The organism is Acidihalobacter prosperus, from assembly GCF_000754095.2.
GTDB lineage: Bacteria > Pseudomonadota > Gammaproteobacteria > DSM-5130 > Acidihalobacteraceae > Acidihalobacter > Acidihalobacter prosperus.
In genome coordinates, this window is the sequence record NZ_JQSG02000003.1 from 416,911 (window position 1) to 439,480 (window position 22,570).

Consider the following 22,570-nt stretch of genomic DNA (forward strand, 5'->3'; position numbering starts at 1 on the left):
CATGCAGCCAGGATTATCGCACGCATTGGACCTTCGCTCAGCGCTGGCAGTCCGGGCAGTAAAAGGTATTGCGTTGCGCCAGCACCAGACTGCGGATGACCGCCCCGCACTGCGGGCAGGCCTCGCCGCCGCGTCCGTAGACGCGCAGATTGACTCGGAAATATCCCGGTCGTCCGTCCTCGCGCACGAAATCGCGCAGGGTCGTGCCGCCGGATTCGATCGCCTCGACCAGCACCTCTCGCACGCAGGCGGCCAGTCGCTCATGGCGCGCGGCGGCGATCCGGCCCGCCGCGCGCCGTGGGTCGATACCCGCGCGGAACAGCGATTCGCTGGCGTAGATATTGCCGACGCCAACCACGACCCGTCCATCCATCAGCAGCGCCTTGACCGGTGTGCGGCGGCCATGTGCGCAGGCGGCCAGATACGCGCCATCGAAGGCGTCGGACAGCGGCTCCGGCCCCAGGTTCTTCAGCAGCGGATGTGTCTCGGGCGGGTCCACTGTCCACAACAACGCGCCGAAACGACGCGGATCGTGCAGCCGCAGGGCCATGCCGCCGGCCAGACGAATGTCGACGTGGTCGTGTCGCGCCGGCGCGCTGTCCTGCGGCACGACCCTCAGACTACCCGACATGCCGAGATGCAGGATCGCGGTGCCGACGCCTGTGCGAAGCAACAGATATTTTCCACGTCGCTCGACGGCTCCGATGCGCTGTCCGCGCAACTGCTCGCCCAGCTCGGGCGGCACCGGCCAGCGCAGGCGAGCGTCGCGCACCACCACGTCCGTGATGCGGCGGTCCAGCAAATGCGGCGCGATCCCCCTGCGCGTGGTCTCGACCTCGGGCAGCTCCGGCACTAGGGCTCCTCGCTTTCGACCAGGCGCGAGGACGTGGCGAATATCCAGCTGACGCCCATGCCGGCAGCCAGATATTGCTGGGTTTCGACCAGAGGGCTCGACACGAAACTCGCGCCGGCGAGATTATCGTAGCGCAGAAAGGCACCCACCCAGTATGGGCCGAAGCGTCGACTGGCACTCAGATATACGCTGCTGCCGCTGTAACCCGACGTCGCGGAATAGGCTGGCCTGCCCGGGCGCGCATAGGCCGTGGCCACATCGTAAAAGTAGGCATGATAGCGACGATCGGCAAAATTGGGGCCAATCGAGGCGCCCACGATCCAGCCGCTGCCGCGGAAATCCGGCAGGGTGAGGTTGAGATGGGGCGTGCTGATCCAGCCGATAGGCTTGAAGGACAGCGTGAAGGCCGCCCGCACCGGCAGGCGCAGATCCAGCTCGAGATCGGGCGATTCGATCAGCACATATTGCAGGGAAGGACCGATTTCGAAGCTGGGGCTGAGATTCGGCATGCCCGCACGCGCTGGAATCTGCCCGCTCTGGACCGGAGGCCCGGCATACGCGCTCAGGTTGATCTGGACGCGCTCGCCCTGATAGAACACGCCGCGCAGCCCCTGACGATCGGAACGCAGAAATCGCCCCCGATACACGAAATAGGGTAACGGCAGGATGTAGTTGACCTCGCCGCGCGCGCCCCGGTACGCGGGGATGGACGTCACCCCCACGCCGGCGCCAAGCTCCCACAGGGGACGCAGCTCGGCCTGGGCCGAGGTTGTCCAGGCGAGCATGCCTGCCATCAACGTACCGCGACTGCATAACGGCATGCGTCGTCGGCCCTGACGTCGTGGGTGTGCTGGAGGATCAAGCCTCATCGAACAGTCCGTGGTGCGCTGGCGCGGCGTGTGCGAAGATCGGGGGCGCTGCCCGACGGGCGATCCGTTGGCAAGCTTTTGACATTTCTGACCCATTGGTAAGATAGCATACCGTTTTCAGGCGCTCGCCGGGCTATGCGGGCGCATAGTCGAACAGTTCGGGGGAATTCAATGGATCAAGCGGCAGGGATCGAACAGGAAGTGGCCGATCTGATCATCTCAACACTCAATCTCGACGAAGTCGGCGTGACCGAAATCGATCCCGACGCGCCCCTGTTTCGCGAGGGCCTGGGCCTGGACTCCATCGACGCGCTGGAACTCGCGCTCGCCATCTCCGGCCGCTATGGCTTCCAGATCAAGTCGGACGACAGCGAGACCCTGAGCATTTTTTCCTCGTTGCGCAGCCTTGCCGAACACATCCAGCGCAACCGGATCCGTTAGGGCGGCACGGATGCGACGCTGGCCAATCCTGTTGCTCGCATACCCGATCGTGGCTCACCTCGGCGTTGTCTACGGCACGCCGGTCCCCGCCATCATCCTGCTGATCGCCTTGCTATCGCTGAGCTTCCGCCAGGCCATGGTGCGCCGCGAACGCACCCACGTGCTGATACTGACCCTGTACGCGGTCGGCACGCTGACGATGATCGACTGGCTCGGCCTGCGGGGGGCGCTCTACCTGCCGCCCGTGATGGCGAACGCGACGGTCGCGTACTGGTTCGCCCGTTCGCTGATGCCGGGGCAGACGGACCTGATTACCCGGATCGCGGCCCAAATCGAACCCGAAATGACGCCGGACCTGACGCGCTATTGCCGCCGGGTTTCCTGGGCGTGGGCCTGCTTCTCCGCCGCGCTCGCCCTGGCAACGGCGGCGATCGCGATCGCCGCGCCCATCGAGATATGGTCCTGGTTCACCAATTTCGCCATTTACCTGCTGATTGCCGGCTTTTTCATCGGCGAATGGCTGACGCGCATTTGGGTACTGGGCCGCGGCCGCACCGCAGGGCCGCTTCGCATCCTCAAGAGCCTGCCCCACTTCGATTATCGGCGATTGCTGTACGCATGAGCGTCCCCTCCTCACCGCTGATACGCGACAGCGCCCATCCCATCGCTTGGCGGGGCGGCCATGCAGTCGATCGTGAACGCTTCCTTGCCGACGTCCGCGCCGCCGCCACCGCCCTGCCGGACAATCCGCACGTCATCAATCTCTGTCATGACCGCTATCACTTCATGGTGGCGTTTGCCGCCGCACTGTTGCGCGGGCAGCTCAGCCTGCTGCCGCCGAGTCGTGCGCCCGAGGTGATCGACGAAATTGCGGATGAATATGACGCCTATTGCCTGTCCGACGGACCGATCGAAGGATTGAACCGCCCACTGCACCCGCTGCGTCTCGCCAAGACGCACGGCCCAGAGAACATTCCCCATATCGCAAATACCCAGGCCGCCATCCTGATCTTCACTTCTGGCAGCACCGGACGCGCCCAGGGGTACCGCAAAACCTGGGGCCAGCTCGTCACCGGCACGACCCTGGCCCTGCAGCGCTTCGGCTTCGACGAACACCCACAGCACCTGCTCGCAACGGTCCCGCCACAACATATGTACGGGCTGGAATCGACCGTGCTCTACGCCATGCTAGGGCCCAATGCCGTGCACGCAGGCCACCCCTTCTACCCGGAAGACATTCGCGCCGCACTGAACCATTTGCCGCGACCGCGCACGCTGGTCACGACGCCGATACACCTGCGGGCAATGACGCGCGCGGGACTCCGCTGGCCGGCCGCCGACGCCCTGCTGTGCGCGACCGCGCCCCTCGACGGCGGCCTCGCCTTCGACGCCGAGCGTCTGTTCGAGGCGCCAGTACATGAAATCTACGGATTCACCGAAGCAGGCGCGGTCGCCAGCCGGGAACCTGTGCGGAACCCATGCTGGCAACTTTACGAGGGCATGCGCCTCACGCGCGCCGGCGATGACTGGCAGATAGAAGGGCCGCAGCTCGAGCGCCCGCAAACCTTGTCGGACCGGATCGAACACGATCGCGACGGCTGCTTCGCGCTGCTCGGACGCAAGGCCGATCTACTCAACATCGCCGGGAAGCGCACCACGCTGAGTGAGCTGAACCACCGTCTGCTTTCCATAGAAGGCGTCATCGACGGCTGCTTCATTCAGCCTGACCCGGAACGCGAGCGGCTCGCGGCACTGGTTGTCGCACCGACATTGGACGAGGCCATCTTGCTGCGATTGCTGGCCCGCCGCATGGACCCGGTCTTTCTCCCTCGCCCGCTGGTCAGACTCTCCGCTCTGCCCCGGACCGATACCGGCAAGCTGCCGCGGCAAGCCTTGCTCTCGCTGATCGATCGCGCCAGATTGACGGCGTGAGCGAGGCAACATTTCTTATCGATGACGGGCACCCCAGCCTGGCAGGGCATTTCCCGGGGCAGCCAGTGGTGCCCGGTGTCGTGATTCTGGACGAAGTGATTGCCGCGGCGGCAGCCGCCGCGCCTGGCATGCGGATCGCGGGCATTCGCGAAGCCAAATTCCGCCACCCGCTGCCACCGGGCGTCCGTTGCCTGCTGGCATTCACACCCGCCAGGCCAGGGCAACTGCGCTTCCGCGGATGGCATGGGGACAAAACGGTGGTCGAAGGCAGCCTCAACCTGGTACCTGCTACCGCATGAGCCGTCGCTGGACTGCGCAGACCGAGCTGAGCAACCGTTGGGCCATGGGCTTGCTCAGCTGGGTCGCCCTGCACCTGGGACGGCGGACCGCAAGACTCGCCCTGCTGCCGATCACCGCCTACTACCTGCTGCGCGCTGGCGAGTCCCGACGCCAGTCGCGCGCCTACCTTTCGCGCGTGCTCGGCCGACCGGCCGGGCTGCGTGACGTCGCGCGCCACATGCACTGCTTCGCTGCCACCATCCTCGACCGGGTGTTCCTGCTCTCGGGGCGCGACGCCGGCCTGGACATCCGCATTCATGGCGAGGCGGAGCTGTGGCGTCGGGTCGAGCGCGGCGAAGGCTGTCTGCTGCTCGGCGCGCATCTCGGCAGTTTCGAGGTGCTGCGCGCGCTCGGGGTACGGCGTCACGCCCTACCCATCCGCGTGCTCATGTACCCAGAACACAACCAGACCCTGACCCGCATGTTGAGCGCGCTCAATCCAGCCATCGCCGACACCGTGATTCCGCTCGGCGGCATCGATACCCTGCTGCGGGTCAGGGAGCGACTGGCCGCCGGCGATCTGATCGGCCTGCTGGGGGACCGGGTTGCCGAAAGCGACAAGACGCTGGCCTGCGACTTTCTCGGCGGCACCGCCACCTTTCCCAGAGGCCCGCTGCTGACCGCCGCAGCGCTCAAGGCGCCGGTCCTGCTATGCTTCGGCCTCTATCGCGGCGGCAACCGCTACGACATTCACTTCGAACCGCTGACGCCGGCGCTCGACGTGGCGCGGGGTCGGCGCGACGAGGCGACCGCCGAGCTGACCCGGCGCTATGCCGAACGCCTGGAGCACTATACCCGCCTGGCCCCATACAACTGGTTCAACTTCTATGACTACTGGCAATCCTGAGCGTGCGCGCCCTTGCGTCGACGGTTTTCGGGGCGGGGTCATGGCCGTGCTGATCGTTCTGCTGCCATGGCCGGCTCAAGCCGCGGCGACCTGGACCCTCGGCGATCTCATGCACGGATTCGCGCGCATCGCTTCGGCTTCAGCGCAATACACCGAGACCCGCAGTTCGAGCTTCGTGGACATTCCGCTGATCAGTCGCGGTCGCTTCAGCTACCGTGCGCCCGACTATCTCGCCAAGCGCGCCGATGGCGGCAGCGGCTATATCGTGCGCGGCAACGAGGTCGAAGTGCTCGGCAGCCAGCCGGCGCGCCGGCTGCATCTCGACAATTATCCCCCGCTCGAAGCCCTGATCGCGGCACTGCGCGCCACGCTCTCGGGCAATACCGCGACGCTGCGCCGTTACTTCGCCCTGAAACTGACGGGCACTTCCGCCGGCTGGCGCCTGCAGCTCACGCCCACCGGGCAGGAACTGGCGCGGTACATCACCGGCATCACGCTGCAAGGTGTTGCCAACCGCCTGACCCGCATCGACATCCAACAGGGCGACGGCGATCACAGCGAGCTGACGCTCAATCACCAGGTCATCCGTGAACGCCCCCACCCCGCCGCCTGAACGTCGATGGACCGGGCCGCTGATCTGGCTCGCGCTGTGCGCCGCCGGTGCGCTTTACCTTGCCGGCGGCGCACGACTTGCCACCAGTCTGGCTGCCTTCATGCCCCCCGGCAAAACGCAGGCGCAACGCCTGATGCTGACCCAGATGCAGGATTCGCCCGCCACCCGCGCGATCCTGATCGGCATCGCCGGCGGCGACCGTGTCCGCCGGGCCGCCGCCAGTCGCGCCTACGCGCACAGCCTGGCATCGAGTCATCTGTTCACCCGCGTGGCCAACGGCGCCTTTACACCCGGTCTCGACGACAACCCGCGTCTGTTCGCCTGGCGTTATCTGCTCAGCCCCACGGTGAGGCCCGAGGATTTCACCGTCGAGGGTCTGCACGCCGCGCTCGAACGCCAGCTTGAGGCGCTCAATTCGCCGCTCGGCATGATCAGCCGGCGCTATCTGGCCGCCGATCCCACCGGCAGCTATCTCGCCATGCTCGAATCCTGGCGCCCGGCGCAGCAGCCCGAACGCCGCGACGGCGTCTGGGTTGCGCCGGACGGCAGCGTTGCCCTGCTGCTGGTACAGACGCGCGCGCCCGGCCTCGACCTGGATGCGATGCAACATGTGGTGGAGGCCCTGCACCAGCGCTTCGACGCACTGCCGCAGGCGCATGGCCTGCACCTGATACTCAGCGGCACGCCGGTCATCGCGGTGCACTCGCGCGATACCATCAAGGCGGATGCACAGCTGTTCAGCACCGCCGCCAGCGTGGCCCTCGCCCTGTTGCTGTTGCTGGCATACCGTTCCGTGCGCCTGCTCCTGCTCGCCGCCCTGCCGCTGCTCAGCGCCGTCCTTGCCGGCGCGGTGGCCGTCAATCTCGGATTCGGCGAGATCCAGGGCATCACCGTGGCCTTCGGCTCGACCCTGCTCGGCGTGGCCGTCGACTACCCGATGCACCTGTTCAGCCACCTGCAGCGCGAAATGACGGCACGACAGAGCCTGAGGCACATCTGGCCGACCCTGCGGCTGGGCGTGCTGACTACCGCTGCCGGCTACCTGGGTCTGCTCGGCACCCGTTTCAGCGGACTGATGCAACTCGGCGTGTTCGCGATCGCCGGCCTGCTCGCCGCGGCTGCCGTCACGCGCTGGGTGCTGCCGCAGCTCATACCGGCCGGTTACGCACCGACGATGCGCCTGCGCACGCTGACGCACCTGTCGGAAACCGCCTGCCGCTGGCCGGCCCGGCACAAATGGGGCGTGGCCTGCTTGCTCGCGATCACCGCGCTCGGCGCCCTGTGGCTGCAGAGAGGGCATCTGTGGGAAGACAATCTGGCCGCGCTCAGCCCGGTGAGTCCTGCCAGCCTCGCCACCGACCGGCGCCTTCGCACCGATCTCAATGCACCCGACGTCGGTCAACTCGTGGTGATTCAGGCGGCGGATGCCCAGACCGCGCTCAAGCGCAGTCTGGCGCTTGCCGAAGCGCTCAAGACCCCGCTCGCACGCGGCTGGCTGCGCGGCGAGGAAATGGCCGCACGCTACCTGCCGCCCGCCGCGGTGCAGAAACAGCGTCAGGCGGCAATCCCCGCACCCGCCCAACTTGCCGAACGGCTGCAAGAGGCGCTCGCCGGCCTGCCGTTCAAGCCCGGCGTGTTCGCCCCCTTCCTGCACGATGCGGCGGCGGCGCGGCACCTCTCCCCGGTGACTCCGGACGAAGTTCGCGGCACGCTGCTCGGTGCCCGCGTCGACAATCTGCTGTATGCGCAGGGCGGCCACTGGTACGCGCTGATCCCGCTCATCGGCGTCAGCGCGCCCCAGGCGCTGGCCGGCTGGTTCGCCGCCCACCCGATGCCGGGCGTCACCTATCTCGACACCCACACCGAATCGACGCACCTGATGCGCAGCTTCCGTGAACAAACCGTGGGTCAGCTCGGCCTGGTGGGCACCGCGATACTGCTGGTGCTGTTCGTGGGACTGCGCGACCCGCGCGAGGTCCTCCGCGTGCTGGCGCCGCTTGCGCTCGCGGAGCTGATCGACCTCGCCGTGCTGGTTTCGCTGGACGAGCGCCTGACCCTGTTCCATCTGATCGCCTTGCTGATGGTGGCCGGCATCAGCATCGATTACGCGTTGTTCTTTGCTCGCCCCGACAGCGCACCGCAAGGTCGGCGACGCACGCTGCACGCCCTCACCCTGTGCGCGGCTTCCACGGTCGGCGTATTTGCTATCCTAGCCCTTTCGTCACTGCCCGTACTGCGCGCGCTCGGCCTGACCGCGGCGATCGGCGTCGGCGTCGCCTATCCGCTGGCGATGCTGCTCGCCCAACGCCCGGGCACTCCCCCGGCAGCCGAACGGGCGCTGTCCTGACACGAATTTCCGGATTGGCATGCGGGCACTCAAGATTGCTTCATACACCCTGACCAACGCCCTTGGGCGAGGGCGCGACGCCACGCTGACGGCGCTGCGCGAACAGCGCGGCGGGCTGCGGCCGAACGATTTCGGCACGGACGGCCCGACAACCTGGATCGGGCGGGTCGACGGCATCGAGTCGCAGGCGCTGGACGGTCCGTTCTCCGTCTATGACTGCCGCAACAACCGCCTGGCCGCGCTGGCACTCGGCGCCGACGGCTTCGAGGCGGATTGCGCGGCATTGCGCGCGCGCGTCGGCGCCGACCGCATCGGCGTATTCGTCGGTACCAGCACCTCCGGCATCGAGCAGACCGAACGCGCCTACCGGGCGCGTCCGGACTCGGATGCGCCATTGCCTGACTGGTACGATTATGCGCACACCCATGATATGTTCTCGCTCGCGGATTTCGTGCGCACACGCCTGGCGCTGCGCGGCCCGGCGATGACCGTCTCGACCGCCTGCTCGTCCAGCGCCAAGGTTTTCGCCACGGCCTGGCGTCATATCGAAACCGGCCTGTGCGACGCCGCGGTGGTCGGAGGCGTCGACAGCCTCTGCCGCATGACGCTGCATGGCTTCGACGCACTGCAACTGGTTTCGTCCGCACCCTGCCGCCCGGCCGACGTCGACCGCGACGGCATCAGCATTGGCGAGGCCGCCGCCTTCGCCCTGCTCGAGCCGGCAGGACGGGAGGACAACGGCACACCCTGCATACTCGGTTATGGCGAAAGCAACGACGCCTACCATATGTCGTCGCCGGCACCCGACGGACGCGGTGCCGCCGAGGCCATGCGCGCAGCGCTGCGTCGCGCCGCCTTGCAGGCGGCGGACATCGATTTCGTCCACCTGCACGGTACCGCCACGCCCGCCAACGATGCCGCCGAAGACCGTGCCGTACATGCGATCTTCGGCCCGCGCACGCCATGCGCGTCGACCAAGGGCTGGACCGGGCACACCCTGGGTGCGGCGGGCGCGAGCAATGCCCTGATCGCGGCGATGTGCGTCGAGCAGGGCCTCATGCCCGGCAGCCTCAACACCACATCGGTCGATCCGCAATTGGTCTGCCGCGTTCTGACCGAAGGCAAGGCAACCCCCGTCGCGCGCATCATGAGCAACGCCTTCGGCTTCGGCGGCAGCAATGCCTGCCTGATCGTCGGGTACCCGACATGATCGCCTGCCGCGTACTCGGCATCGGTATCGCCGCGCCCGGCCTGCCCGACTGGCGCACCGCGCAGCCCGTACTCGCGGGCAGGAAACCCTATGTCGCGGCGCAAATGCCACGCCCGAATCCGACCCGCCTGCCTGCAAACGAGCGCCGTCGTGCCAGCGCGGCCATCCGGCTGGCGCTGGACGTGGCCGACCAGGCCGCCCGGGACGCCGGGATCGAACCGGCCCGCACCGCTTCCGTTTTCACCTCGTCCAGTGGCGATAGCGACGTGATCCACGGCATCTGCCAGGCACTGTGTGCACCGGCACCCGCACTCTCGCCCACCGCCTTCCACAACTCGGTCCACAACGCACCGGCCGGATACTGGTCCATCGCCACCCGCGCCGTGCCTCCCTATACCGCGCTGTCCGCACAGGACGGTAGTTTTGCCGCCGGCTTGATCGAAGCAGGCACCCAGCTGTCATGCGAGGGCGGGCCTATCCTGTTGGTTGCCTACGAGGTACCGATCCCTCATCCCCTGAACATGCAACGGCCCGCGCGCGAGCATTTCGCCTGCGCCCTGGTGCTTGACCGGGCCGACGACGGGGCGGCCCGACTCACGTTCGAATACGCCGCCCCGCGCACTGGCAAAGGCGGACCCACCGCGCTCGGCGACCCCGGCCTGGAATCCCTGCGCCGCGACAACGCGGCGGCGCACGCGTTGCCGCTCCTCGCGCTGCTGGCCGCCGGGCGACCGGACGAGGTCGTGCTGCCCTCGAACGCACACGGCGCGATGCGCGCGCGCTACACGCCGTGTTGATCGGGCGCGCCGCCATCGCCGCACTCATTCCTCATGCCGACGACATGTGTCTGCTCGAGTCCGTATCCGCTTGGGACGATTCCCGTATCGCCTGCCACAGCCGGACACACCTGAATCCCGCCAACCCCTTGCGCCGCGCAGGCAGACTGGGCTGCGTGCATGGCATCGAATACGCAGCCCAGGCAGCGGCGGTGCACGGCGCATTGCTGGCGCAACGCGCGGGACGCTCACTTGCCGCCGGGCGACTCGCGGCCGTGCGCGACATCGACTGGATGCCCGGCGGCCTGGACGACGGCAGGGCAAGCCTCGATATCGAGGCCGAGCGGCTGATCGCGACGGGCGGCAGCTTCATCTACGGCTTCAAGGTGAGCACCAACGGCCATACTCTGATTTGCGGACGACTCAGCGTCATTGCAGGCGCCATCGAATGAAGGTCTTCGCCGTTATCCCCGCCTACAACGAAGTCCGAACGTTATCCGAATTGGTGGCCGGGGCACGCGCGCACGTCGATCATGTCGTCGTGGTGGACGACGGCTCCTCCGACGGTACCGCGGAAAGCCTGCAACCGCTGCCGGATGGCGTCACGCTGCTGCGCAATGCCGGCAATCGCGGCAAGGCGGCCGCGCTCTGGCGTGGCTTCCGCCACGCGCTGGAGGCGGGCGCCACGCATGTCGTAACCCTGGATGCCGACGGCCAGCACCGCCCCGAGGACATACCCCGCCTGCTGGCGGCGCTGAAACCGGACGACGACGCGCTGATCCTCGGCGAGCGGCGCGACAAGCGGGCCACCGCGCCGAGAATGCGGCGCTTCGCCAATGCCTTCGCCGATTTCTGGATATCGCTCGCGGCCGGCCAGCGCCTGCGCGACAGTCAGTCGGGCTTTCGCGTCTACCCGGTCGGGCTGCTGTCGACCCTGCATTTCGTCGAGCGGCGCCGCAAGAGCTTCGTTTTCGAGACCGAACTGCTGGTGGCCGCCGTCTATGGCGGTTTTGCCATTCGCTATGTCGATATCGCCAGCCTGTACCTGCACGATGCCCGGGCAAGCCACTACCGCGCGGTCTACGACACCACTCAGATCGTCATCGTGGTCGCGGGCATGCTGCTCGATCCGCGTCTCGCGCTGCCGCGCTTGAGGCACCTGATACGCGGCCTCGTCCGCGCGCGTCAGCGCGCATCCGCCGCGCCCACGCGCGAGTAGGCACGCGTCTAGGGCCAGGCGATCACCCACCCCTCCGACTGTCGCCGCTGCAGCTCGACCACCGAATCGCCGACGATGCCGACACCCGCAGCCGCCCGCGCGACAGGGATGTGCGCGGCCGCGAGATTGCGCCGGCACAGCACGAACTGTACGCCGTACTGCGCGAGACTCTGGATATCCTGCGCATAAGGCGTTCCCTTGAGCAGCAGCTTCATCCCTGGACCGATGGCCATCAGTTCGAGTTCGGAATGGTCGATGCCCTGATAGCGGATGGTGTGGCGCAGGAGATTCATCGCCACCATCCAGTCCTCGGGCGAGGAGCGGTCGACCATCACCAGCATGTGTACGGTGACGGGTTCGGTCTGCGTCGCGGCGGCCGCCACTGTCGCCGACACCGAACCGCCCACGACGAACAGCAGGAGCACGCCCTGCAACAATCGGATCGATGTCTTCATGGCGCCCCCTGATGTCTGCGGATCACGGCACCATTATCCGCACCCCCCGCGGTCGGCGACTTGATCGGGATCACGCGAAACCGGCACCGACGCACGCAACAACGTCCATTTGATGCAGGTCATGCGGACGGCTCGATGTGGTTTACGCGCCGCAACCATCAGCATATTGGTATATAGCGATGCATCGGCCGGACAGCGACACGGATAGCGCCCTCCCGGCAATCGAATCTGGCGCCCGCCCGCGACGGCGGGCGGCGGAATTACGAGCCTTTCACAGGGGTCCAGGCATTCACGCTAGGGAGGTTTCACCATGTCCATATCGCCACATCGCTCGCTTCGGCTGTCGGCCGGGGCGCTTGGCCTGATGCTGCCGCTCGCGTCGGCCCACGCGGTACCTTCGTTCGCACGGCAGCTCGGCGTGTCCTGCGCCGCCTGCCATACTGCGTACCCGCAGCTCACGCCCTTCGGCCGCCAGTTCAAGCTGCTCGGCTATACCATGCAGAACGAGCCGAAGGTGGAAGCCGACAACGGCAAGCGTCTCGACATCGATCGCTGGGCACCGTTGTCGCTGATGGTGATGGTCAGCGACTCGCTGCCGCAGCACCCGGGATCCGGCGTGGATGCCAGCCAGGTCGAATTCCCCAACCAGCTGAGCCTGTTCTATGCCGGCGCCATCACCCAACATGTCGGCACCTTCCTGCAATACACCGCGGGCGACGGCGGCGCCTTCAGCCTCGACAACACCGATGTGCGCTATGCCAATCAGACCAGTCTGGGCAACACCTCGGTGATCTACGGCATCGACCTCAACAACAATCCCACCGTGCAGGACGTGTGGAACAGCACGCCGGCGTGGCAGTTCCCGTATTTCACGCCGGGCGATACGTTTACCACCGCCGGCGGCGCCTCCGTGCCGACCACCCTGATCGAAGGCGCGCTGGCTCAATCGGTCGCCGGGCTGACCGCCTACGGCTATTTCGACAACGCCTACTACGCCGAAGCCGGCGTCTATCACGGCATGAACAATCCCTCGACCGCCAGTCCGGCCAACGGCGGTCAAGTCATCAAGGGGATGGCGCCCTACTGGCGGTTCGCGTACACCGGCCAGGCCGGCAACAACAACTGGGAAATCGGCACCCTGGGGCTGGTCGCGCAAGTACCGGTGAACGGACCCGGCGGCCCGAACGACGACTTCACCGATATCGGTTTCGACGGGCAGTATCAGTGGCTCGCGGGCAAGAATACCGTGACCGTCCACGGCGCCTACTACCACGAAAGGCAGGATCTCGGAGGCAGCAACGCGCTCGACGGCACCACCTACGGCAACCAGCACCTCGACACCTACAACGTCAGCGCCACCTATTACTACCGGCGCATGTACGGCGCCACGCTGGCCTATCTCGGCGCAGCCTCGTCGGCCGATGCGGTGGACCAGGGTGCGCTGGGCGGCTATGCGCCGGGCAGCAAGGGCGCGTCGGCCTATATCGCCCAACTCGACTACGTGCCCTGGTACAACACGCAGCTCAGCCTGCAGTACATGGATTACGCCAAGGTCGGCGGCAGCACGCGGGACGCGTCCTACAACAACTACCTCATGCTCGGCATGTGGTACGCCTACTGAGTCGGCAGTGACCACCGGCCGCGCGGCCGGCCCGCGCGGCCGCAGGGCTGAGCGGCATCATGACGACAGGGCCGAGGGGTCGAAATCCTCCGCCACCAGCGCCTTGACGTCGATACCGTGATCCGCGGGATCGAGTACCTGCGCGACACCCCAGCGCCGCCAGTTGGCCTCGGAATCGGCCAGGTCGGACAGATTCACCAGGCGCTGGCCCGGGTAGGGTTTGCCGTCGGCATCCCTGATCAGACGGATCAGCGGTTTGAGACGCCGCATCGGGTCCGCCGACAGCACCACGCCCAGATCGCCGGTGGTCAGCTTGACCAGGCTGCCGATCGGGTAGATGCCGATGCAACGGATGAACTCCTCCACCAGTTCGCGCGGAAAATCCTTGGGCGCAATCTGATACAGCAGACGCAATCCTTTGTGCGCAGGCATGCCGGTATGGTAGCAGCGGTCGCTGGTCACCGCGTCGTACACGTCGACCAGCGAGGTGATCTGTACCGGCAGGGGAATCTGATCGCCCGACCAGCCGTCGGGGTAGCCGTTGCCGGCCAGGCGTTCGTGGTGATGGCGGATGATCTGCAAAGCCATGGCCGGCAGACGGTCGTCGGAATTGCGGATGAGTTCGAAGCCTTCGACCGGATGGCGACGCATGATGTCGAACTCGGCCGGCGATAGCCGGCCCGGCTTGTTCAAGACCTCGGGCGGCGTCTTGATCTTGCCGATGTCATGCAGCAGCGCGCCGAGCCCCAGCACCTTGAGATCGTCCTCGCTCAGGCCCAGATGCCGCCCGAACGCGACCGCAAGAATGCACACGTTCATGCTGTGGATCGAGGTGTATTCGTCCTTGTACTTGAGGTTGGTCAGCCACAACGAGGCGTTGACGTTGACGGTGATGGACTCGATCAGGTCGCTGACCACCGCGCGCGCCTCGTCGGTATCCACGCTGGCGCCGAGACGCACGTCCTCGAAGGCCCGCTTGAGGCACTGGTGCGCGCGCGAACGCACGCGCGCGGCGCGCCCCAGTTCGCGGCGAAAGGCCTGTGGATCGGCCTGCCCCCTCAGATCCGGTGGCGCTCCCCGGCGCACCTGCGCTTCATGCGCTTCGGTCGCGACCGCGGCGGGCGCGGGCTTCTCCTCCATCAACATCGGAACGGGTACGGTCGAGCGCGCAGGATCAACGAACACGTGCCCGCAGTATTCCCGAAGCTGGTCCAGCTCCTCGTCGCTCTCGATCAGGAAACCCTGCAATAGAAAGGGCGTGCCCCGCCATTCGCGGTCGAGATCGGCCACGAACATGCCGATTCGCAGCGATTCGACATCAACCTTCGCATGCAGCTCGTTGTTGAGATTCATGGATACCCCCGGCGCCACCGCCCCCCGACGGTGTGGCGCAAAACCCGGATTATACGCCCGGGACGATGCGCAGAGGCACGCGGATCGGACGCTAGACCGAGGCGCCGGCCAGCGCGCGCACGCGGTCCTTGTCCTCCAGCAGCTCCTGCGCCATGCCGTCGAAGACGATCTGACCGTTGTCGATCACGTAGGCGCGACTGGAGATTTCGAGCGCCATGAAGGCGTTCTGCTCGGCCAGCAGTACGGCTTGCCCGTCCTTGACCATCTCCTGGATCAGCGCATAGATCTCCTGCACGATCTTCGGCGCCAGCCCCTGCGAGGGTTCGTCCATGATGAACAGGTCCGGGTTGGTGATCAGCGCGCGGCCCACCGCCAGCATCTCCTGCTCGCCGCCGGACAGCATGCCGCCCGGATGCCGGCGGCGCTCGTGCAGGCGCGGGAAGAACTTGTAGATCTCGGCGAGATTCCAGCGCCCCGGCCGGTTCACCGGCACCGCCAGGTTTTCCTCGACCGTGAGGTGGGGGAATATCTTGCGGCCCTCGGGCACATAACCCACGCCCAGCCGGGCGACGCCGTGCGGCGGCAGTCGCTCGGCGCGCTTGCCGGCGATGGTCACGGTGCCTTCGGCGCGCGCCGCGAGCCCCATGATGCCCTTGATGGTGGTGGTCTTGCCGGCGCCGTTGCGGCCCAGCAGGCAAACCACCTCGCCGCGCCTCACGTTCAGCGAAACGCCATGCAGGATGTGGCTCTTGCCGTAGTAGACATGCAGGTTCTCGGCCTGCAGCAGGCTCTGTTCGTTCATATCGTGCTGCTTCCCAGGTAGGCTTCCTGTACGCGTTCGTTGTCCGCGATCTCGCGCGGCGTGCCTTCGGCGAGCAAACGGCCGTTGTCGAGCACGGTGATGCGGTGCGCGAGATTGAACACCAGATGCATGTCATGCTCGACGAACAGCACGGTGAGATCGAAGGTCTGGTGCAGACGCTTGATCAGCTCGACCATGTGGTCGGTCTCGTGGTCACTCATGCCCGCGGTCGGCTCGTCCAGCAGCAGCAGGCGCGGGTCCATGGCCAGCGCCATGGCCACCTCGACCACGCGCTGATCGCCGTGCGCCAGCTCGCCCACCTCGCGGCCCGCCTTGCCGCCCAGCTGGGTGGCCTCGAGCAGCTCGTCGAGCCGGCGCTTGACGTCCTGGCGCTGCGCGCGCGAGATCCAGGGGCGCAGGCTCACGCCCATTTCCGCCTCCACCGCGATGCGCAGGTTCTCGTAGACGCTCAGCTCCTTGAACACCTCGGTGATCTGGAAGGTACGCACGATGCCCGTGCGCACGCGCTGCTCGACGCTCTGGTGGCTGATCTCGACGTCGTTGAAGTGGATCGAGCCCTCGCTGGGCGTGAACATGCCGCTGATCAGGTTGAACAGCGTCGTCTTGCCGGCACCGTTGGGGCCGAGCAGGGCGCGTATCTCGCCCTTGTCCACCTTCAGGTTGATGCCGCCGAGCGCCTGCAGCTGGCCGAAGCGCTTGGAAACCTCGTGCACGTTGAGCAGTGTCGTCATGATTTCACCCGCGCGCGCAGCATGCCGAGCAGCCCCTTGGGAAAGAACAGAACGATGAGGATGAACATCACGCCCAGTGCCGTCATCCAGTTGTTGGTGTACGAACTCAGGAAGTTCTCGGCGAGCACGTACACCGTGGCGCCGAGCAGCGGCCCCCAGAAGCTGCGCATGCCGCCGAGCACGCACATCATCACGAAGTCGCCCGAGAGGGTCCAGTGCAGCGCGGCGGGGGAAATGAAATTGTTGAGCAGCGCGTACAGCGCCCCGGCCAGCCCGCCGATCATGCCGGACACGGTGAAGGCGATCCACAGCAGGTTGCGTGCGCCGACGCCGAGAAATTTCAGCCGCCGCTCGTTCTCGCGCACGGCGATGAAGGCATGCCCCAATGGCGAACGCAGCAGCAGTGCGATCAGCCCTGCGACCACGGCGAAGCACAGCAGCACCAGATAGTAGTACTGCACGCTGTCGAGCTTGAGCATGAAGTTGCCGAGGTCGATGGGTTGCCGGCTGAAACCAAGCAGACCGTCCTCGCCGCCGGTGAAGCTGTTCCAGTTGACCACGATGAAATAGAAGGCCTGACCGAAGGCGATGGTGATCATCGAGAAATAGATGCCGCGCAGGCGCACCGCGATCGGTCCCAGCACCGCCGCGGCCAGACCGCCGATCAGGATGCCCATCACGATAGCCAGCGGCGTGCTCGGCGCGAGATGCATCAGCGTCTCGCCCGCGGCATAGCCGCCGAGGCCGAAAAAGGCCGCCTGCCCGAAGGACAGGGCGCCGGAGGTGCCAAGCAGCAGGTTCAGCCCCATGGCCGCCAGCCCCAGCGTAAGCGCCCGGGTCGCCAGCAGGTTGTAGCCGCCCAGCCAGGGAAACCATATCGGCACGGTCAGCAGCAGCAGCCAGATGACGGCCGGCGCCAGCAGCCGGCGGGACGTTCCAGGCTGCCCGTCGACCACGCCGCCAGACCTGGCCGTTTGTTTCATGCCCTGTGTCGCGCTCATCCGAAAATACTCTCTTTGCCCAGCAGGCCGCGCGGACGAATCGCGAGGACCAGGGCCATGATGATGTAGATGACCAGCTCGCTGGCCTGCGGATAGAAGGCCGAGGTGATGCCCGAGGCCAGCCCGATCAGCAGGCCACCGAGCAGGCTGCCGAGCAGGCTGCCGACGCCGCCGACGATAATGGCGACGAAGCTCGGCATGATCAGGCTGTCGCCCATCTGCGGACTGAGCCCCTGCCAGCCCGCGGCGAGCACGCCGGCGATCCCCGCGAGGAATATGCCCGCGGCGAAGCTCAGGGCGCGCAGCTGATAGATGCTCACGCCCAGCGCGGAGACCGTGTCGAGGTCAGAAGCGCCCGCCAGGATGCGCAGCCCGACGCGCGTATAGCGCAGGAACGCTAGCAGGCCGACCGCGAACGTCACCGCGATGACCAGGATCAGCACCCGATAGCCGGTGATGAAGAAGTAGGTCTGGCTGAGCGCGCCCTGCAGAAACTGGGGGGTTTGCAGGGGCAGCCCCTGCGCTCCCCAGATGGTGCGGATCATGTCTTCCATGATCAGCACCAGGCCGAAGGTGAGCAGCAGGCTGAACAGCGGGTCTCGGCCGTACAAGGGCCGGATCAGCAGGCGCTCGACCACCACGCCCAGCAACGCCGCGAGCAGCGGCGCCACGATGAGGGCGCCGGCGAAGCCGATATACGGTAGCAATGTGTAGGCCAGGTATCCGGCAAGCGCCAGGAAGCCGCCATGCGCGAAATTGATCACCCGGTTAAGCCCGAGTATCAGTGACAGTCCCAGGGCCATGAGCGCGTAGAACACGCCCAGCAACAGGCCGTTGAGCACATCGAACAGTATCAGCTCCACCGGCTTCTCCTCAGCTGGGGTAGGTCATATGGCAGCCCTTCTCGGCCGCGCTCTGGGTAATGCTGACGCCGGGCTCGTACTTGAGCACCTTGAACAGGTCGGGGTAGTGCCCGCCGGACTTCACTTCGCCGGCAAAGATGCCCGCCATCAGCTGATGGTCGTCGGCGCGGAACTGCAGCTTGGCCGGCGACAGACCGACGCTGGCTGGCAGGGTCATCCCCGCCATGGCCCGAGACACCTTCACCGAATCCAGCGACTTCGCCTCGTTGGCGGCCTGCGCGATCGCATGCGTGGCCACGTAGCCGAACCAGCTGCGCGCGGTCGGATATTTGCCGCCGTTGCGCTTGCGGTAATGTTCGACGAAGGGCTTGACCTCGGGGACGTGGGGCTGATCCCACCACCACTCGAAGCTCCAGTCGCCGACGCGCGCGGCGGCGGGCAGGGCCTGCAGCACTTCGAGCTCCATCATGCCGCCGGCCACGCCGAACTTCTTCTGCAGGCCGAACTGGTTCACCTGGGTCAGCGCATGCACGAGATCGTCGCCGGCCTGCAGGATGATCAGGCAGTCGGGCTTGGCGGCCTGGGCCTGGATCAGGTAGGAGGAGAAGTCGGTGGTGCCGAGCGGCGCCAGCGCCGAACCCAGCACCGTGCCGCCGTGGGCCTTGAGGATGCGTTCGAAGGCCGCCTGCTCGGTCAGCCCGAAGGCGTAGTTCGGAGTCAGGAAGTACCAGCGCTTGCCGTACTTGTTCATCAGGGTCTCGGCAATGCCCGCGGCCAGCATGTAGGTCGTGGTGCACACGCGGAAGGTGCTCCAGGTGCATTGCTTGCCGGTGACCGGAGTGGCGTGACCGCCCGAATCGACGAACAACACGCCCATCTCGCGGCTGGCCTGCTCGATCGCCTCGGACACGGCCGATGACACGGTGCCTTGCAGGAAATGTACGCCGTGCTGCTTGACCAACTGGTGTGCCTTGGACACGGCAAGCCCGGTCTTGGAGGCGGTGTCGGTCACGATCAGCTCGAGCTTGCGCCCGAGCACGCCGCCGTTCGCGTTCACCTCGGCGGCCGCCATTTCGGCGCCGCGGGTCTGGTTGCGGCCCAGCTCGGCGTAGGTGCCCGTGGACGGATTGAGCACGCCGATGCGCACGACGTCACTGGCGGCATAGGCGTTGCGCGAACCCAGCGCCAGCGCCTGCGAAGCGGCCAGAACCGCACCGGCCTTCAGGAAATCGCGTCGCGAAAACGCGCCCTGCCCATCACTGCCTTCCCCGTTCATTGCGGGTGTTTTCTTCTCGGCCATGACCACTCCTCCTCATGAATTTCGATAGTTTGACTGCTCAACTGTTGCGGTGGCACTCGGAGTATATAACCGCAACTAATTCACGAACAATCTGAGGTTATCGTCCCGTGATCGGGGGGATTTTCGACGCCCCGCCCGCGGAGGGCGCAGAGTATGCTCCTTCGACCCCGGACGGGCCAAGCCCCTGCGACCTTATGTCCACGAAGGGCTTGGGTTCCGCGCGATTTGGCGCGAAGATGTGGGGCCGTCGGCCGCGCGCCGCCACCTCCAACCCGAATCCGAAGGCACCCGTGAGTCCCCGCATTGGCATATCGACATTCGGCCCCATCCCGCGCGGACGCTACGAATGCCCGCAGGGCTATCCGACCGCCATCCATCGTGCCGGCGGTCTGCCGCTACCGGTACTGCCCCTGCCTTCGCGAATGCCGGAATACCTGGATCTGGTGGACGGGCTGATTCTGATCGGCGGCGAAGATATCGATCCCACGGCCTACGGCAAGGCCCCGCGCACGCCGCTCTCGCGCCTCAATCCGCACCGTGATCGCGCCGAAATGGCGCTGGCCAAGGCCGCCGTCGAGCGCGAGATGCCGTTGCTGGCCATCTGCCGCGGCATGCAGGTGGTGAATGTCACCCTGGGCGGCGACATCCATGCCCATGTACCGGACATATTCGGCCAGGATGTCGCCCATGTCGGCGACGAGTGGGCCGTGCTGCCGCACGAAATCCACCTCGATCCGGCCAGCCGCCTGCACGGCTGGCTCGGCACGCAGCAGTTCTCGTCGCTGTCCGGACACCACCAGGCGATCGCCACGCTGGGCCGGGGTCTGCGCGCCTGCGCCTGGGCGCCCGACGGCGTCATCGAGGCCTTCGAACACGAAACGCACCCCTTTCTGGTCGGCGTGCAGTGGCATCCCGAACTCAACGCAGACAAACACCCGGTGCAGCAGCGTCTGTTCGATTGTCTGGTCGCCGCCGCGCGATGCTACGTGCGCGGAGCCGCGGCACCCGAAAACTCGACGCCGCCACCGTCCTTGCCGGCCGGTTCCGCAAAGGCGTAGCCATTCTTGCCGGCGTGCTTGATCCGGTACATCGCGCGGTCGGCCAGATTGATCAGATGATCGACCGTGTGCCCGTCGCGCGGGTAAAGCGCGACCCCCAGGCTGCAACCGACGCGCACCTGGCCGCCCGCGCCCGTGTTCAGCGGCGGACTCAGCAGGTCGACCACCTTGCGCGCGATCAGCGCCGCATCCTCCCCGTCATCCAGCCCGCCCGCGATGATCAGGAATTCGTCGCCGCCGATACGCGCCACCGTATCCACCTCGCGCAAGCCCTCGGACAGGCGGCCGGCGACCTGACGCAGCACGTCGTCGCCGACGACATGTCCATAGGTGTCGTTGACCGGCTTGAAGCCGTCCAGGTCGAGAAACATCACCGCCGCCTGCCGGCCCGCGCGCCGCGCCTCGGCGATCGCCTGTTCCAGCCGGTCCCGCGCCAGTCGCGCCGTGGGCAGATCGGTCAGCGGATCGTGGGTCGCCATATGCCGGATTTCCTCTTCCGCAAGCCGGCGCGCCGTGATGTCGCGCATCACACCCACGAAGCGGCGTTCGCCCGAGACCCGCATCTCCGAGATCGACAGCGCCAGCGGGAACCGCCTGCCGTCGCTGCGCTGACCCTCGACCTCGCGACCGATGCCGATGATGCGGCGCTCGCCGGTTTCGAGATAACGGCGGATGTAGATATCGTGTTCGTGCCCCACGGACGCCGGCATCAGCAAACTCACGTTGTGTCCGAGCAGCTCGCTCTGCGTGTAGCCGAACATGGACAATGCGGCCGGATTGGCCGACAGGATACGGCCATCGACATCGATGGTGACGATGCTGTCGAGCACCGCCTCAAAGACCGCGCGGCTCTGCGATTCGCTGTCGCGCAAGGCCGACTCCACCCGGTGACGCTCCGCGATCTCGTCCTTGAGCGAAGCGTTCATCACCTCGCCGCGTTGCAGGGCATAGGAGGCGCGCTGGTACAGAAAGACCATATAGATGGCCAGCAGCACCACGCCGATGCCGCCGATCAGGGCCATGTCGGCCTGATCGGAATGTGTACGCTCGAAGAAGCGGGTCGTGGGCCAGACGCTGATCAGCAGATGGCGGTTGAGCAGCCCGAGGCGGTCGCGCTGGCGCCACAGTGCCCGCTGCGCGACATCCATTGCCGGCCCGGTGGAAAACAGCTCGCTGCCGCCCAGCCGGATCGACAGCCCGTAGTCGCGATCGAGGTTGATCTCGTCGCTGTGCATCAACACGTTGTCGAGCCACACGCCGGCCTGGATCACCGCCACGATGTAGCCGTCCGGACGGCCATGCGCGCGCAGCGGGAAATAGAGCGCAAAACCGCGCCCCCCGTCCGCCAGCTGCGTCACCGGCCCGACAAACGGCTCGCGCCGCCCATGCTGGGGTTTCACGTCCGCGAGCCTGGGCGTGCTTGCGTCGGCCGGCACGCTCCAGCGCAGCTGCCCGTCCTCGCCGATCCAGGACATCGAACGGAAACCGGGCATGTCGGAAATGTAGCCGAGCGCGTCGGCCTGCCACGCGGTGCGCGTACTGCCACCCTCGGCATCCCAGCGCCGAGCCATGCGCAACAGAGCGGGTATGCGCATGCGCAGGTCGCCGTCGACGATGGCCGTGATGCGTTCGCTTTCGCCCTTGATCAGCAGCCGCAGACGCGCATGGTCGGCGGCGTGCAGCATGCTCCAGAGCAGAAACACCAGGATCGACAGTATCGCACCCACCAGCAGCGGCAATACCCAGGTATTGTCTCGGTACCACGCCCTCTCGTGCGTACTCACGGCCAGTGGCCTGCCCCCCCGGTTGCGGCGTCCGTTTGCACGGTCGTATTGAAGTGAGTGTAGACGAAGGGGCCCGGGCGGGCGGCTGAACCCTCGCAGCGACGGGCAGTCACACATCCATCGCTGACACGCGCG

At 66.6% G+C, this 22,570-nt stretch carries 23 protein-coding genes; 13 read left to right on the forward strand and 10 right to left on the reverse strand.

Translation table 11 applies throughout. The annotated features are described in order from the left end of the window. Positions 1–37: 37 nt before the first annotated feature. Complete coding sequence (mutM, locus tag THPRO_RS08685) at positions 38–853, reverse strand: bifunctional DNA-formamidopyrimidine glycosylase/DNA-(apurinic or apyrimidinic site) lyase (protein WP_065089507.1); 816 nt, start codon at positions 851–853, stop codon at positions 38–40. After that, positions 853–1,638, reverse strand: a complete 786-nt coding sequence (locus THPRO_RS08690) for a MipA/OmpV family protein (protein WP_161489955.1) — start codon at positions 1,636–1,638, stop codon at positions 853–855. The genes mutM and THPRO_RS08690 overlap by 1 nt, the downstream gene beginning before the upstream one ends. Before the next feature lie 255 nt (positions 1,639–1,893). Between THPRO_RS08690 and THPRO_RS08695 the strand changes: the two genes are divergently transcribed. From THPRO_RS08695 to THPRO_RS08745, 11 genes are read left to right on the forward strand one after another with little or no spacing between them, the layout of a single operon-like run. Continuing rightward, entirely contained in the window at positions 1,894–2,163 is a 270-nt protein-coding gene (locus tag THPRO_RS08695; protein ID WP_082954544.1) for a phosphopantetheine-binding protein, read from the forward strand. A 10-nt stretch (positions 2,164–2,173) separates the two neighbouring features. Further along, a complete protein-coding gene (locus THPRO_RS08700) occupies positions 2,174–2,785 on the forward strand; it encodes a COG4648 family protein (protein ID WP_052064140.1) in 612 nt (203 codons plus the stop codon). Then, entirely contained in the window at positions 2,782–4,095 is a 1,314-nt protein-coding gene (locus THPRO_RS08705; protein WP_065089509.1) for an AMP-binding protein, read from the forward strand. The genes THPRO_RS08700 and THPRO_RS08705 overlap by 4 nt, the downstream gene beginning before the upstream one ends. After that, entirely contained in the window at positions 4,092–4,394 is a 303-nt protein-coding gene (locus THPRO_RS08710; RefSeq protein WP_038088077.1) for a hypothetical protein, read from the forward strand. Before THPRO_RS08705 ends, THPRO_RS08710 begins: the two co-directional genes overlap by 4 nt. Continuing rightward, on the forward strand, positions 4,391–5,281 hold the full coding sequence (locus THPRO_RS08715; RefSeq protein ID WP_038088076.1) for an LpxL/LpxP family acyltransferase: 891 nt from the start codon (positions 4,391–4,393) through the stop codon (positions 5,279–5,281). The genes THPRO_RS08710 and THPRO_RS08715 overlap by 4 nt, the downstream gene beginning before the upstream one ends. A gap of 40 nt (positions 5,282–5,321) precedes the next feature. Next, positions 5,322–5,894, forward strand: coding sequence for a LolA-related protein (locus THPRO_RS08720; RefSeq protein WP_038088073.1), 573 nt, complete (start codon positions 5,322–5,324; stop codon positions 5,892–5,894). Next, positions 5,869–8,241 (forward strand): MMPL family transporter, encoded by a 2,373-nt coding sequence (locus THPRO_RS08725; protein ID WP_065089510.1) that lies wholly within the window; start codon positions 5,869–5,871, stop codon positions 8,239–8,241. The genes THPRO_RS08720 and THPRO_RS08725 overlap by 26 nt, the downstream gene beginning before the upstream one ends. 19 nt (positions 8,242–8,260) lie before the next feature. Then, positions 8,261–9,451, forward strand: a complete 1,191-nt coding sequence (locus tag THPRO_RS08730) for a beta-ketoacyl-[acyl-carrier-protein] synthase family protein (protein WP_065089511.1) — start codon at positions 8,261–8,263, stop codon at positions 9,449–9,451. Continuing rightward, a complete protein-coding gene (locus THPRO_RS08735; protein WP_052064136.1) occupies positions 9,448–10,248 on the forward strand; it encodes a beta-ketoacyl synthase chain length factor in 801 nt (266 codons plus the stop codon). Before THPRO_RS08730 ends, THPRO_RS08735 begins: the two co-directional genes overlap by 4 nt. Further along, on the forward strand, positions 10,242–10,679 hold the full coding sequence (locus THPRO_RS08740) for a hypothetical protein (protein ID WP_038088071.1): 438 nt from the start codon (positions 10,242–10,244) through the stop codon (positions 10,677–10,679). Before THPRO_RS08735 ends, THPRO_RS08740 begins: the two co-directional genes overlap by 7 nt. After that, positions 10,676–11,446: a glycosyltransferase family 2 protein gene (locus tag THPRO_RS08745; protein WP_038088069.1), complete on the forward strand. Its 771-nt coding sequence runs from the start codon at positions 10,676–10,678 to the stop codon at positions 11,444–11,446. Before THPRO_RS08740 ends, THPRO_RS08745 begins: the two co-directional genes overlap by 4 nt. A gap of 8 nt (positions 11,447–11,454) precedes the next feature. On the opposite strand, the gene THPRO_RS08750 is transcribed toward THPRO_RS08745, so the two are convergent. Then, the gene (locus THPRO_RS08750; RefSeq protein ID WP_038088066.1) at positions 11,455–11,901 is read right to left on the reverse strand and encodes a DsrE family protein; all 447 of its coding nucleotides are present in this window, start codon (positions 11,899–11,901) and stop codon (positions 11,455–11,457) included. Positions 11,902–12,211: 310 nt separating this feature from the next. Here THPRO_RS08750 and THPRO_RS08755 point away from each other — a divergent pair, with 310 nt between their 5' ends. Next, positions 12,212–13,522 carry a hypothetical protein gene (locus THPRO_RS08755; RefSeq protein WP_052064135.1) on the forward strand — a complete coding sequence of 437 codons (1,311 nt, stop codon included), beginning with the start codon at positions 12,212–12,214 and terminating at the stop codon, positions 13,520–13,522. 57 nt (positions 13,523–13,579) lie between these two features. Here the strand turns inward: THPRO_RS08755 and THPRO_RS08760 are convergent, their stop codons facing one another. From THPRO_RS08760 to THPRO_RS08785, 6 genes are all read right to left on the reverse strand, one after another. Beyond that, positions 13,580–14,875 carry an HD-GYP domain-containing protein gene (locus THPRO_RS08760; protein ID WP_038088063.1) on the reverse strand — a complete coding sequence of 432 codons (1,296 nt, stop codon included), beginning with the start codon at positions 14,873–14,875 and terminating at the stop codon, positions 13,580–13,582. 91 nt (positions 14,876–14,966) lie between these two features. Further along, complete coding sequence (locus THPRO_RS08765; protein ID WP_038088060.1) at positions 14,967–15,677, reverse strand: ABC transporter ATP-binding protein; 711 nt, start codon at positions 15,675–15,677, stop codon at positions 14,967–14,969. Further along, positions 15,674–16,429, reverse strand: coding sequence for an ABC transporter ATP-binding protein (locus THPRO_RS08770; RefSeq protein WP_038088057.1), 756 nt, complete (start codon positions 16,427–16,429; stop codon positions 15,674–15,676). Before THPRO_RS08770 ends, THPRO_RS08765 begins: the two co-directional genes overlap by 4 nt. Further along, entirely contained in the window at positions 16,426–17,430 is a 1,005-nt protein-coding gene (locus THPRO_RS08775; protein WP_082954546.1) for a branched-chain amino acid ABC transporter permease, read from the reverse strand. Before THPRO_RS08775 ends, THPRO_RS08770 begins: the two co-directional genes overlap by 4 nt. Next, positions 17,427–18,293: a branched-chain amino acid ABC transporter permease gene (locus THPRO_RS08780; RefSeq protein WP_065089512.1), complete on the reverse strand. Its 867-nt coding sequence runs from the start codon at positions 18,291–18,293 to the stop codon at positions 17,427–17,429. The genes THPRO_RS08775 and THPRO_RS08780 overlap by 4 nt, the downstream gene beginning before the upstream one ends. Positions 18,294–18,303: 10 nt before the next feature. Further along, positions 18,304–19,593: an ABC transporter substrate-binding protein gene (locus THPRO_RS08785; protein WP_201786966.1), complete on the reverse strand. Its 1,290-nt coding sequence runs from the start codon at positions 19,591–19,593 to the stop codon at positions 18,304–18,306. 290 nt (positions 19,594–19,883) lie between these two features. On the opposite strand from THPRO_RS08785, the gene THPRO_RS08790 reads away from it, so the two are divergent. Beyond that, positions 19,884–20,651, forward strand: coding sequence for a gamma-glutamyl-gamma-aminobutyrate hydrolase family protein (locus tag THPRO_RS08790; RefSeq protein WP_161489956.1), 768 nt, complete (start codon positions 19,884–19,886; stop codon positions 20,649–20,651). On the opposite strand, the gene THPRO_RS08795 is transcribed toward THPRO_RS08790, so the two are convergent. Continuing rightward, the gene (locus THPRO_RS08795) at positions 20,576–22,435 is read right to left on the reverse strand and encodes a diguanylate cyclase domain-containing protein (protein WP_161489957.1); all 1,860 of its coding nucleotides are present in this window, start codon (positions 22,433–22,435) and stop codon (positions 20,576–20,578) included. The two genes, THPRO_RS08790 and THPRO_RS08795, sit on opposite strands and share 76 nt — an antisense overlap. Positions 22,436–22,570: the final 135 nt, after the last annotated feature.